Here is a 13,348-nt window from a genome sequence, read left to right as displayed (position 1 = left end):
AACGCAGCGACTATCCAGTGCACAGACCAGGGTGAGGTGAAATGCACGGACTTTGGTTCCGCCTATGAGATAACCCACCTAGTCTACTTAGGCGTGCCGTACGCGGCCAACATAGCGGTCGTCGCTGTTTAGCTGCAGGGTTGTGCTGCGCAGCACGTCTAGCGGTTAATGGCAGCGTGTTAGGGACTTCGACCTGCAGCAGTACCTCTGCTTCCGTCATGGCTATTAAAGCGGGCGGCATTGAGTACCGGCGGATCACCATTGGCTACGTCAGTGTAGTTGCCGGTCAGGAGTGACAGGACACCCAGTGCCATCAGAGCAACCAGCAGCGGCCCGGGCCCGGACTGAACAGCAGCATCATACCCAGCGTTGGTGGTGCGCACAGTCCGTTGACTGGTACCCACCATCAGCAGGATGTTGCGGCTGAGTGTGCCCGTAAGCAGCCAGCTTGGGACAGCGAGCAGCTACTAGGCCCCCGCCATTGTGACTGTGAGCGGACTCCAGATGTTTCAAGATGTGCGTGGGTCGGCCAGGTAAAGTTCAAGTAGGCGATCAGCAGGTACGACACCGCCTGTGCCACAAAGTACATCGCGCACCGCCCACGATCGGGGCCAGTACGAACGCCACCGACGGGCAGTCCGTGTGGTATGCTTTCAGCGTGGGAGTAACCAGCCATATCGATGGCGATTCGAAGCACAAACAGTGCGATGATGCTAGCAAAGACCTGATCGTTTTTTATTGATTTTTTGTAGTTTGGCCGTAAATCCGCTCCCAAATCTTGGATGCCGCCCACCGGTACCACCACGATGTCGTTCACTACAGTATTATGATGTCGTTCACTACAGTATTATGATGTCGTTCACTACAGTATTATATAGTACCACCCGCAAATTGGCGATAAACACCGTAAGAGATAGCAGCAGCTCAATTTAACAGTATCCGGGCGACTGTGGTCGCCGCGTGCTGCACCTGGGGTGGGTACTTCGTCCAGGGCTTCGGGCACCGCCCGCATCAGCAGCGCAGCGGGGTTAGGCGTTCAGCGCGACCATTACGTTGGCCTCGTAGCGGAATCGGAGCGTGTTGCACTAGCACCCCGGCGATTAATGAGCTCGAACAGCATCGAGACTTACGACAATCGCATACGTACCACTGTTAGTGCCTGCGTGTAGTCCGAGGGGGAAAAGTAGATAGTGCAAGTATGATGCCCCGTTCCGGCTCGCCGCCGGGCTTTGACTGCGGTCAGCACTTTGTGGTCAATATGCCGCCAATGACGTTGCTCTAGCCGTTAATCGTGACGTCTACGGATGTCGGCGAGAACGGCGCCGCATTCAGTGCTCAGCTTAGATTTCCGAACGGCTGGAACAGCACCGATACTGTCGGACAACTACACGCCGGCACGGTACCGCCGCAGGCCTTTAGCTGTCGATACAGTTCAACGGCGAGTCCTCGTTGACGACTAGCATACAACCGGCCAGAAGTTGTGTGTTGCCAGGATCGGCGAGGCCGTGCGCAGGGATTCGTTCGATACCGTGCAGCGGCCAGGACGGTCGCGTCGATGAGCTGCAACCACCGGATAGCTAACGGCTGAGTCCGATACTTCGCCATGAGTTCATTGGCCAGCTCCGACAGCAGCCGCACAGGCTTGTCGAACTGCTGGAGCACACCGTCTCGACTGAACACCGCTTCTTTGTCGGTGAGCTTAGTGCCCCATTGATATCCTTCGTGACGAACGAAATGGTTTTGCCAGATTCGCTTTGTAAACACAATACTTCGTTCTGCAATTCATGACGAACCACGTTGTCGACGTCCGAGAATGGCTAGTACATAAACAGGATTTGGTCGATTAACCGGCCAGCGCGCGTGCCACCCCGATGCTTTGTTGTTTCCTGACGAAAGAGCTTCCCAGGTAGTGAAGTGCCAGCCTGGAATCCAGGAACACCTGTTAAAACGCCTGGTAATCGTCTTTACGAGCGGTTTGACGCGACTGGCCTCGCAGTACTGGCACTGTCCGACGTTGTCGATCACCCGTTGATGGGGTATTTAGTCCGGCGTCTTAGATGAATGTAGAACTTTGAAATACGCAGCTTCATCGGATAGGCGCCGGCAACGTCCGCGCTATTGACAATTATGGTTACGGAAGTCGGGTAGACTACATGGTGGTTATTTTTTGCTGGTTTGGTTTGGGTGGTGGTGTTGTGGTGGGCTGGTGGGGTGTGGGTGGTTGATCTGCGCTAGAAGGTTGCCGTATGTGCCGCCGACGGCCGGATCATCGATGCACTGTTCACTAACACGATACTGCTGCACCCGGCGGCATGCCTGCTTGCTGGCTGAGGGCCGGTCAACAAGCCGCCGACACCGATACCAGCGGCAGAAATGGTGCAAGGGATAACATCAGGTGCGAATAGTTATACCGTGCACGGGGACGTGCCTGTTCAGGTGCGGCCACATTGACCACGCCGACACCTCAAGGCCATGACATGCACACTAAAACGCCCCTACCCCGCGGCGCTAACAACTACCCTCACACCCACGCCTGCATCGATATCGCCTTCAGCACAGCCCAGGTGCCCAGCCCCTGGCATCATCAACATGTAGACCAAGCAGCACCCACCACCGACATGCTTACGTGCGCCGCGCTAATCGTGTCCACTGCGGCAAAGCACACGAAGCCTCATCGAAAGCAGGCAGTCAGCCACCCACCAACAAAAACCCCGCAACACAGCAAAACACGTCAACAGGATTCCGGGCTGCCCCCCACGACTACCGAACATATCGGCCAGTCATAAAACGCAAAAACAGCCATTTCACCCACCACCTATGAAACACCCACAACACCCTAGAACGGCTCGGGCGCGCGCGCTCCTTCCAGCGCAACGACGCGAGCCAAACACGCGTAGCGCAACTCCAAGTCCTTGAACCGTATGTAGATGCTCAGCGTAGTAAAACTGAACGCCATAATTAGTGCATAGAGCACGAAGAAGACACTCATGGCGTATTCCTGGCCAGATGTCAACCTGGTCAGCGACGAAATTTCGTCGACTGTGAAGGCGACGACCAAACCGGGCAATCACATCAACGTGGCATCACAGGACACATGGAAAAACGTGGCAGCCAGTCGGTCGAGTCGTACAGGGGTCTGGCTCGCTGACCGAGGATAGCGGTCATGTGATTATTTCCTTGGAGCGACAGTTGGGTGGGGTGCCACCGAAACACTGCCACATATATTCGTGACACTATATACGTACTGCTGCCCATAGTAAGGACCAGGTAGCTCATCCGTCTATTTCCGATTTTGACTACGTCAACTATTTTCAAAAGCCCACACAACTTTTGCGCGCCGGTAGCGTATCGGCGCGCAAGATCACCTAGCCGAATCACTGACACGTATGGGAAATACAGCGAGTTGTAGTAGCGGTACTGTTTGGTGATTACGAAGTCGCCAGCGTTGTGCGGCTTGTGCCGCCTAATGCGGTCGGCGAGAACAGCCTGGACTTCGTTGACCCGCTCCAGCGGATGGTCGGGCGCGTTACGATCGGCAAGTCGCTTATCGATCACCGGCAATGCGGTCCAGCTGGCTGACGGCCAGTTCGGCTAGGTCACTGTAGTAGCCCAGCGCCTAGCGGGTGGTCTTATCAATGGCTTCTAGTCGCCATCGACCAGGGGCGCAGCCGACCGCAGCGGCGGTGCTGCACCAGTGTAGTCGTAGCGCGGCTCGGTCAGCACGCAGCGTGAGGAACTTGGAGAACGCCAGCAGGTTAAAATCCCGACCAATAGATCTGCCAGCACTTGCACTAGTATCGAGATTACCAGGCTAGCGACCAGCAACACCGTCAGTTAGATCTGTGCGGTGGGTTCGTTGCTGGTTGTGCCGCCAGGCCGAGTAGGGCCTGGCCACCAAACAGCGCCACCACCGAACAGCCAGCAAACGGATACAACATGTTGGTACGCAGCGCGTGCCTCTCATTCAAGGCATCTCACAGAGCTGCGGCGAGACCCAGCAGCACGTCGAAACCCGTCCCGCGCCAAGATCCCAACCAGCCGGGAGCCAGGCCGAGCGGTATAACCAGGATAGCTTCGCCCAGCGCAAAGAAAAAGAAATAGCGTGGCTACAACCAGTCCGAGGCCACTGCGGCCAACCAGTACCGGCCTTCTGGGTAGGCCGTCGTATTGCCGCCACCATGGCATCCAGCACGGACTATCGAGATCACCGCGCACATCAGCCAGTGACCCTGCCCCAGCGGTCCGTTGACATTGCCGGCCATCGTCGCACCGAGCAGAGTGAGTGCACCAACAGCGGGGGCCGACCAACAACAGTTCAACGGTGCGCGCTCTAGCGGTTTCAGGCGGACAGGACAGCTCTACGAGTACTGCGTAACCAAGCCAAGCCCGGGGACCGGGGACAACCAGGTAGATCTCGAGCTGACTAAGCAACTGGGTGCGTGCACCACTGACGGTCCGCACCACGTCGAACGCTACTCGCTACTAACAGCGCTAAAACACACAGTACGATCGCCGCCTCAATGCGAGCACCAGCTTGTTGGCGGATAACGAGCAAGCAGATACAAAACCCTAGCCACCCGCTGAGCGTGAATACAACCACTGACAGCGCAATCACGCATAGGTTGTGTCACTTGTGCCCCCACTGACTAAGACCTTCGCCGCCGGCCGCTACTTGCCGTACCGACGGTGCCTCATGCTGTAATCGCGCAGCGCGCGCAGGAAATCGACCCGCCGGAATGCGGGCCAGTGCGTTTCGGTGAACCACATCTCTGAATACGCACTCTGCCACAGCAAAAACCCGGACAGGCGTTGCTCCCCTGAGGTGCGGATCACCAGATCGGGGTCAGGTTGGCCAGAGGTATACAGGTTCCTGGCAATGCCTTCAACGGTCACCGCCTCGACAAGCTCCTCGGCAGTGGCCCCGTTGGCGAGTTCCTTGCCCAACAACGCACGTACCGCGCCGACTATCTCGCGGCGACCTCCGTAACCCACCGCGACATTGACATGGAACGGCGCTACACCTGGTGTGGATTCCACCGCGCCGCGCAGTCGACAGGCTGGTTCCTCGCCAAGTAGTTCCAAATCACCGACGGTACGCACACTCCAGCGATTGGCAGGTGCGCAGATTTCCTCAACCACATCAGTGATGATCTCGATTAGTGCGGCCAGCTCATCGGGATCGCGTTGCAAGTTTTCCGTGGATAGCAGATAGACCGTGGTCATTTCGATGCCGGCTTCTTGGCACCACCGCAGCATTTCAGCGATCTTGGCCGCGCCCATCCGGTAGCCGTAGCTGACATCGTCGTATCCAGCGTCGCGGGCCCACCGCCGGTTTCCGTCACACAGGACCGCGATGTGGCGAGGAAGTCGGGATTCCGAGGCTGTCAGACCCTGTCGCAGCCGCAACTCATAGAGCGCATACAATGGCTCTTTGAGCCGTGGCGGAATGATCTCCACGAACATCTACCCTACTGTGACAAGCAACAAAGTCCGGTCTGCATTTCCTGCTATATCACGTCGGGTCTGTGCGATAAACGTGCCAGGTTACTGGGATTCACATTGGCCAATGGCAACTCAACGGAGGGGGAGGCAGACAGAGGAAATGAACGGTCAGGTCGGCACGGTTAGCAACGCGGAGACTGAATCGTCAGGCTCGGCGCCGGCTAATGCCACTTTCAGGTTGTAAAAGGCGTCGCCCGCTTCCTGACCACACCTCGCCACAAGCCTCGTTTCAAGGCTGGATCCACGTTTATTCCGCGTTAATCGCTGCCCTTGCGGGTGCGTCACTGGTTGCTGTCTAATAGGCGGTGGCATCCACCGCGCTCAGCTTGCTACGTTCGCCTACACTGCGGCCACTGTTCAGTATCAGCACCACCTAACCATCGCATCAACTGGAAACCCGCGACCGCTCAGAAATAGTTGAGGCGTGCTGGATCATTCGATGATCTTCGTGTTAATTGCGGTAGCTATCCTTCCTTCGCACTACTGACCATGCCGCCTGAGTCTCAGGGCGAGTGGTGCTGTGGATCGTATGGGGCGGCGAGCTGGACGGCATTTTGCCGAAGATGTGTTGGCCGACGGCACCGCGCTGGGGCTGGATGAGAGTGCCACTCTACCCGGCTCCTGGGTTGGGTGGCGGTGTGGTACAACCGGCACGATCCGGCACAATGCCGTGGTGGCCGCCATGAGCTATGAGTGTTGTTGTTCGTCGTCGGTATCACTCTACAGGCTGCGCTGGCTCAGCCCGTGGCCGGCAGCATTCGGCTTCCACGAGTTTTTCTTTTTCCACGCCTGCACCGCGATCTTCCACTAACATCGCCATGTGGTTTGTGCTTTTCTCAGCTGTTTCTGGGTTCTCTACAGTTGGGTGGTGTCGTCGACATACTACCACGAGATACTGCCAACAGCGAGCACACGTATTACTATGTGAATAATGGCTTGGATCTTATCGACCATATTTAGCAGCAAACGAACATATTCAGAAAACTACAGTAGTGGTAATATTCAAGAATCGAAATTGCAAGCTCCACTCCCACAACAGAACATGCACACAAATTACAATTCAACGAGCATTACACGAACTTCAAACGCACGAGATTAAGGATTCCTGTAAGGACCTAGCACGAGTTGTCCAACGGGATGTCGAGGCTCGATATCGTCGCCGCGAGTCCGTCGTATTGGCTTATGAGCATGCAGAATTCGATCAGTCGACGTCGATCTAGGTGAGTTTCCAGCTGCTGCCAGCTACTGCTAGTTATCTTTCGGTCTTTGACGAACTCGTCCGTTGCGGCCAACAGGGCTTGTTGCCGGACGCTTAACCCAGCTCCTGTTGGAACGTCAGGCCAGGCGAAGATCATAGCCTGTATTTTTGTATCCAGACCCCGTTTACGTGCCATGCGGCGATGGTGTTGCAGCTCGTATTCGCAAGTGCGTAGATGTGCGACCCGCAGGATTACCAACTCGGTATCGACGCGCGGTAGTTTGCCCCGCAGCAGTCGGCCGCCATAAATCAGCCACGCCCAGAACAGCAGTTGGCGCTGTCCCAGAATGGTGAATAGATGCATCTCAGATGTGCGAAGCAAGCTCGCGGCCAACTTGGCGATCACCCAGTTGATCGGTCCCAGCTGACGCAGGCTGCCTGGTGGGATGCGACCGACCGGTCCGGTGCCAGTACCGCCGCTCATGCGTGTTTCACCAAGTACGGAGAGATTGTGCTGCGGTGTTCGTCGAGCTTGAGTGCTCGACTCAAAGCGGGGAACGTCCGCAGAGGACAGTTGTTACGTTCGCAGACACGACTACGCGCGTCGATTAGTGTGGCGATATTTCTCAAGCTTCCCTGGATCTCCTGACAAGTCAAGTCCTGACGAGCCGGTTGTGCCTGAAGAAGTTCGCAACTCAGCTCAGTCAATTGTGAAGATTTTACCAGACTGATCATACAGGGTGGCTAGGCGCTCGACGGTTCGGGCCACCTACATCTCTAGATACGCCCGTAGGGCATTTGGGCGATTTGCACCAAAGATCTTACCCGGGTTGGCGAACGTTTTCGTAAACGTTCCATAGTGATCAGGTTCCTTCACTGGAGTAGGCGTGAAAGCCGTTGATATAGTAGTCTTTTGATATGTTTATTGCTCGGTGTTCGCGGACGAACGAAAAGGGCACACCCCGTATTCATGGTCGCTGCAACGTTGACAGCCGGTGCGCTGTAGTCTCGTAGCTCACCGAGTAGAACGCTGACAGCTGCTTTACGTCGTAGCGAAAGTTCTCGGACACGTCGTGGAACTGGCGGTAGGGCAAGCACCACGGCTACGGTGAAGGAAGTAATTGGCCAACCCGAGCTCGGGCCAGGGTGTGCGACTCGTCGCTGGTGAATTTGCCTTCTGCAACAAGGTGGTTGATCAAATCACCGTACTTCGAGATACGCCACATTCGGCGGCTATCTTGAACACCTGCTGACCTAATGATGAGGTGGCTGTTGATTTGGAGCGTGTTGGTTGTGGGGTCGCAGCGGTGCAGCACACTCATCACCGAGAGCGCTTAACCGGTTGCTGTGCACCTCGGTGAACCGGCCGGGTCAACTCGCGGGCCAAGTGGCCGTGATGCGGCTGCGTCTGGGTCTTTATGTTTTCGGTTGCGGTGGCCAGTTCGTGTAGGTAGTTCTGGCGTTGGTCGTTGGCATATTTGTAGTCGCGGGCTTCTTCGTACTACGTGGTGATCGATTCGCTGCCGTTACCATCGAAGAACCGTTCCTTGGTAGCGGCGTCTAGCTGTGCAGTGGTGAGTCGGTAGCGTCAGTGCAGGTTGACCACCGCTCGGGTGAGGCCCGAATGGGCACTGATCATTTCCCATTTGGCGACTTCGGTCGGGTCAATGTCGAGATCCAGCATCGCGGTCCATTGTCACCCCATGCAGCTCGGTTGTCAGTCGGGTGTCGTTGTGAGGGCCGCGGAAGGTCGCGTCCACCCCGAACACCTCAGGTGATTCGCAGCAATGCACCCACTTTAAACGGGCGAACGTCGTGCTCGATCTGATTGAGGTTAGGGTGGCGAGATCTCCAGTATCTGGGCCAAATTCATCTTGGCTGAACCTGCACTCACTACGCAACTGTCGCACATCCGGGCTGACGAACTTCGTGAACACACAATCGAACTTCTTGAACACCCAATTCAGTTTACTTTTGTTGTTGAGGCACAATTCGCAGAGTTCGCACTGGGATCACGTTTCATGTTCGACTGGTATTTGACAGACGTCGTTTGGCATAATTCGGTTCGGGGCTAAGACCTTGGGGTGTGGACGAGTAGGAAACGGGGCCGATGCCGTGAGCCTAGACAAGATAATGATGCCGGTTCCCGAAGGTCATCCCGATGTGTTTGATCGTGAATGGCCGCTTCGCGTAGGGGACATCGACCGCACCGGTCGGCTGCGATTAGACGCAGGTGTCCGGCATATCCAAGACATCGGTCAGGATCAACTGCGCGAGATGGGGTTCGAGGAGACCCACCCGCTGTGGATTGTGCGCCGCACCATGGTTGACTTGATCCGTCCGGTTGAGTTCCAGGAAATGTTGCGGCTGCGGCGGTGGTGTTCGGGTACCTCGAACCGGTGGTGTGAAATGCGTGTCCGTATCGATGGGCGCAAGGGTGGCCTCATCGAGTCCGAGGCGTTTTGGATCAACATCAACCGGGAAACTCAGATGCCGGCCCGCATCGCGGACGACTTCCTGGCGGGCCTGCACAGGACCACGTCCGTCGATAGGCTGCGGTGGAGGGGCTATTTGCAGCCGGGTAGCCGTGACGATGCGTCGGAAATCCACGAGTTCCCGGTGCGGGTAACTGATATTGACTTGTTCGATCACATGAACAATTCGGTGTACTGGAGCGTGATCGAGGACTATTTGGTGTCTCACTCCGAACTACTCAAAGGGCCGCTCCGCACCACCATCGAACATGAGGCTCCCGTTGCGCTGGGCGACAAGTTGGAGATCGTTTTGCACGTTCACCCTGCTGGCTCGACTGATCAATTCGGTCCTGGCTTGGTTGACCGCTCTGTTATAACGCTCACATATACGGTTGGCGACGAGACTAAAGCCATCGCTGCGATCTTCGCGCTGTAGCGAAATCGTAAGCCGGGCAACTCTCGGAAAATTCTTGGTTGACCTGCTGATTTGTGGTTACTGAACGGTAGTTTCTGAAATGGTTTAGCGCCTTTGCTCTTTCGTAAAATTCGCGCAATCTCCTGAAGTAATGACCGAAATTTGTAAGTGAAACAAGTGAGTTTTGGGGAGCAGGCTGTGCCATAGTCGAGTTAGCACAGCAGTGGATGTTGGGCTACCAGCACTGTCTCGTAGCGGTTCGGTTTCACCAATTCAGCAGTACCTGACCACGAAACACTGTTAAAGGAGCAAGCCCACTGTCTGTCGTCGGCACCCCAAGAGCGCCGAGCGGATTCAGCACGACTGGCTACACAGATTCGCGTTGGAAGGACGTCCACTCGTTACCTACACCGCTGCGGACGTGGCAGCCCTGCAGGGCAGCGTCGTCGAGGACCACACGCTAGCCCGCCGTGGCGCGGAGCGGTTGTGGGAACAGTTGCATGACTGGAAATGAGTCAAAGCCAAGATCCGTGCCCTGATTGGCAACATGGCTGTCTAGCAGGTGCGCGCCGGCCTGAAGGCTATCTACCTGTCGTGTTGGCAGATCGCCGGTGACGCCTAACTTGTCCGGCAACACCTACCCCGGCTAAAGCCTGTACCCGGCCAACTCGGTGCTGCAAGTACTCCGCCGTATTAACGGCGCGCCGACCAGATCGCCAAGGTTGAGGCCGACACCTCGGTGGAGAACTGGCTAGCGCAGATCGTCGCTGATGGTGAGGTTGGCTTCGGTAGTGTGCTTAACGTTTTCGAACTGTAGAAGGCCTTGATCACCATGGGTGTTGCTGGTTAGCATTGGGGGAGTATCAGCTTGGCCTCTGAGAAGAAATGTGGTCACCTGGGCGGCAAGGTGCTGATTCCCCTACCCAGCAGCACATCCGCACTTGATGTCTGCTCGGCTCGTGTTCGACGTGCTGACTGTCATGATTGCCCGTCCCAACGCCGAGGTTGCCACCCTGATAACCTCCGACGTAGACGAGCGTGACCGGCCGTTAATCACCGGTGAGCGCACTAAGGGCGGTTTCTACCTCGCCAAGAACGGCATCGAGCTCTGTATCGCTCGGGCAAAAATCTATGCGCCGTTAGTCGATTTAATCTGGATGGAGACCGACACCACCGTACCTCAAACTTGCATAGAAATTCTCCGAGTCGGTCAAGGATTCCTACCCGGACCAGATACTGGCCTATTAGTTCGCTATCGTGCAATTGTAAGCAACACCTTGACTACAGCAATATCACCAAGTTCCAGAAGGATTTTTCTGCAATGGGATTCAAATTCCATTCTATTACGTTGGCCGGCTTCCATGCACTGAACTATTCCATGTTCGATCTCGCCTACGATTATGCTCGTAACCAGATGACCGCCTAGGTTGAGTTGTAGGAGTGCTAGTTTGCCGCTGAAGTGCGCGGCTACACCGCTACCACGCACCAGTGCGAGATTGGTGCCGGCTCTTTTGATCGCGTCGCCACCATGGCCGATCTGCATTCGTCGACGGTTGCTTTGACCGGTTCTACCGAAGAAGGCCAGCTTCACTGAGGATTGAGTGGGCGTAAGTCTGCGCAGACGAGGTGAACCCGATTGAGTAGGTCCACTAAGCATGACTGGGGTCATGCTAGGCGTGGAGCTGATGCGATACTTCTGCTGGTTTTTCGCTGCGATTTATGTTCGAAGGCCTGAGATGAGTTTGACAATTTAGGCCCTGCCCAGCAAACCTAGGTGGGGCCTCTTGCGGTAGAACGACAATACGACTCTGGAGAGACAACAGTGAGTGATGCAGCGATCCAGCGAGTAGGGGTTGTTGGGGCGGGGCAGATGGGGTCGGGCATCGCTGAAGTTGCTGTTCGTGCCGGTGTTGGCGTGACGGTGTTTGAAACCACTGACACGTTAGTCACCGCAGGACGCAACCGCATTGTGAAGTCCTTGGAGCGTGGCGTTAGCGCAGGCAAGGTGACAGAGCGCGAGCGCGACAGTGCCCTTGGCCATCTGGTCTTCACCACAGACCTGAATGACTTGGCCGACCGGCAATTGGTGATTGAGGCCATTGTCGAGGACGAGGCTGTCAAGACGAAGGTTTTCGCCGAACTCGACCGAGTCATTACCGATCCCGATGCGGTGCTTGCGTCGAACACCTCCAGCATCCCGATCATGAAAATCGCTGCGGCCACCAAGAACCCACAACGAGTCCTGGGCCTGCACTTCTTCAACCCAGTACCAGTGCTACCCTTGGTCGAATTGGTCAGCACGTTGGTCACCGATGAAGCCGCTGCCACTCGTGCCGAAGAGTTTGCCAGCGGAGTACTTGGCAAGCAAGTGGTGCGCTGCTCGGACCGGTCTGGTTTTGTGGTCAATGCTCTACTGGTGCCTTATTTGTTGTCGGCGATCCGGATAGTCGAAGCTGGGTTTGCCACCGTCGAAGATGTCGACAAGGCTGTCCTTGCCGGGCTGTCGCACCCGATGGGCCCGCTGCGGCTCTCCGATCTCGTTGGCTTGGACACCCTAAAACTAATCGCGGACAAGATGTTCGAAGAATTTAAAGAACCGCACTACGGTCCGCCGCCGCTGTTGCTACGTATGGTCGAGGCGGGCCTGCTAGGTAAAAAATCGGGTCAGGGTTTCTATACGTACTGAAGTAGCATATGGTCCACCCGCGCGGTTCTTGCCAAGGTCGTTAGCGCCGAGAGGATGTCGAGATCATCCGCAAGCGCGCCGAGTGGTACAACAGTTGTTGTAAGAATAAGGTACCACTGCTCAGGTCGACGAACGAGAGGTTTTTGCCGAGCATGACCGAGCTGGCGCCTTTTTATGAAGAGTCCTGATCTATTTATAATGTTTCGGATGAATTTTTCGCATTATTTTTTAGATCCAACGATAGGTTATTACGTGCGCGTATTTCGAGCGTGACGACATGACGCTCGAGGAAGCGCAGCTCGCCAAGGTCGATCTAGCGTTGGGAAAGCTCAAGCTTGAGCCCGGGATGACGTTGCTGGACATCGGCTGTGGTTGGGGCGCCACCATGAAACGCGCGATTGAAATATACGACGTCAACGTTATAGGCCTGACCCTGTCCGAGAATCAGGCCGCCCACGTTCAGAAGACATTCGACGAGTTAGACACCCCCCGAACCCGGCGGGTACTGCTGGAGGGCTGGGAGAAGTTCCACGAACCTGTCGACCGGATTGTCTCGATCGGTGCATTCGAGCACTTCGGCCGCCAACGCTATGCACGCTTCTTCAAGATGGCCCACGAAGTCCTACCGGCCGACAGCGTGATGTTACTGCACACCATCGTCCGTCCCACCTTTAAAGATGCCAGAGCGCGGGGCATGACTTTAACCCACGAGATTGTTCACTTTACCCAATTCATTTTGGCTGAGATCTTCCCTGGTGGCTGGTTACCAACAGTACCGACGGTGGAAGAGCACGCCACCGCGGCCGGTTTCAAGTTCACACGGATCCAGTCGCTGCAGCTACACTACGCCAAAACCCTGGACTTGTGGGCCGCCAGACTGGAAGCCAACAAGAACAAGGCGATCGCCATCCAGTCTGAAGAGGTCTACGACCGCTACATGAAGTACCTAACTGGGTGGGTATTTCTTCCACAAAGGCATCCGCAACGTGGGGAGTTTCACCTTGACCAAGTAAGCTTGCGACGATGTCTCAAGCGATGGGGATGACTCCAGACTTGCGCGCGGCTCTGGAGTT

7 protein-coding genes and 4 pseudogenes are annotated in these 13,348 nt (G+C 56.1%); 5 read left to right on the top strand and 6 right to left on the bottom strand.

Features of this window, described 5'->3' with window-relative positions; genetic code table 11:
• Window positions 1-179: 179 nt before the first annotated feature.
• From ML_RS12685 to ML_RS12660, 4 genes are all read right to left on the bottom strand, one after another.
• A complete protein-coding gene (locus ML_RS12685; RefSeq protein ID WP_064483009.1) occupies window positions 180-407 on the bottom strand; it encodes a hypothetical protein in 228 nt (75 codons plus the stop codon).
• 2,429 nt (window positions 408-2,836) lie between these two features.
• Window positions 2,837-2,989 carry a DUF2304 family protein gene (locus tag ML_RS12675; protein WP_414085570.1) on the bottom strand — a complete coding sequence of 51 codons (153 nt, stop codon included), beginning with the start codon at window positions 2,987-2,989 and terminating at the stop codon, window positions 2,837-2,839.
• Window positions 2,990-3,642: 653 nt separating this feature from the next.
• Complete coding sequence (locus tag ML_RS12670; protein ID WP_049769896.1) at window positions 3,643-3,828, bottom strand: hypothetical protein; 186 nt, start codon at window positions 3,826-3,828, stop codon at window positions 3,643-3,645.
• A gap of 840 nt (window positions 3,829-4,668) precedes the next feature.
• Window positions 4,669-5,457, bottom strand: coding sequence for a (2Z,6E)-farnesyl diphosphate synthase (locus ML_RS12660; protein ID WP_010908917.1), 789 nt, complete (start codon window positions 5,455-5,457; stop codon window positions 4,669-4,671).
• 145 nt (window positions 5,458-5,602) lie between these two features.
• Between ML_RS12660 and ML_RS19665 the strand changes: the two are divergent.
• Window positions 5,603-6,338: pseudogene (locus tag ML_RS19665) on the top strand (hemolysin III family protein); the annotation flags it as partial.
• A 279-nt stretch (window positions 6,339-6,617) separates the two neighbouring features.
• On the opposite strand, the gene ML_RS12650 reads toward ML_RS19665, so the two are convergent.
• The gene (locus ML_RS12650) at window positions 6,618-7,184 is read right to left on the bottom strand and encodes a carboxymuconolactone decarboxylase family protein (protein ID WP_010908916.1); all 567 of its coding nucleotides are present in this window, start codon (window positions 7,182-7,184) and stop codon (window positions 6,618-6,620) included.
• Window positions 7,181-8,637: pseudogene (locus tag ML_RS12645) on the bottom strand (helix-turn-helix domain-containing protein). Before ML_RS12645 ends, ML_RS12650 begins: the two are co-directional and overlap by 4 nt.
• A 178-nt stretch (window positions 8,638-8,815) precedes the next feature.
• Here ML_RS12645 and ML_RS12640 point away from each other — a divergent pair.
• The 4 genes and pseudogenes from ML_RS12640 (at window position 8,816) to ML_RS12625 (ending at window position 13,288) form a co-directional block, all read left to right on the top strand.
• Window positions 8,816-9,610, top strand: coding sequence for an acyl-[acyl-carrier-protein] thioesterase (locus ML_RS12640; protein ID WP_010908915.1), 795 nt, complete (start codon window positions 8,816-8,818; stop codon window positions 9,608-9,610).
• 296 nt (window positions 9,611-9,906) lie between these two features.
• Window positions 9,907-11,183 (top strand): annotated as a pseudogene (locus ML_RS12635) (beta/alpha barrel domain-containing protein).
• 228 nt (window positions 11,184-11,411) lie between these two features.
• Window positions 11,412-12,275 (top strand): 3-hydroxybutyryl-CoA dehydrogenase, encoded by an 864-nt coding sequence (locus tag ML_RS12630; protein ID WP_010908914.1) that lies wholly within the window; start codon window positions 11,412-11,414, stop codon window positions 12,273-12,275.
• Window positions 12,276-12,466: 191 nt separating this feature from the next.
• Window positions 12,467-13,288: pseudogene (locus tag ML_RS12625) on the top strand (cyclopropane mycolic acid synthase family methyltransferase).
• Window positions 13,289-13,348 lie beyond the last annotated feature (60 nt).

Origin of the sequence: Mycobacterium leprae TN (assembly GCF_000195855.1) — a bacterium.
GTDB classification, from domain to species: Bacteria; Actinomycetota; Actinomycetes; order Mycobacteriales; family Mycobacteriaceae; genus Mycobacterium; species Mycobacterium leprae.
This window is presented reverse-complemented; position numbering and strand designations above follow the sequence as displayed.

What these genes read in the sequence shown, in the direction of transcription:
- ML_RS12685 (WP_064483009.1), bottom strand. Translation starts at nt 407, where the DNA reads ATGGTGGGTACCAGTCAACGGACTGTGCGCACCACCAACGCTGGGTAT.
- ML_RS12675 (WP_414085570.1), bottom strand. Translation starts at nt 2,989, where the DNA reads ATGAGTGTCTTCTTCGTGCTCTATGCACTAATTATGGCGTTCAGTTTT.
- ML_RS12650 (WP_010908916.1), bottom strand. Translation starts at nt 7,184, where the DNA reads ATGAGCGGCGGTACTGGCACCGGACCGGTCGGTCGCATCCCACCAGGC.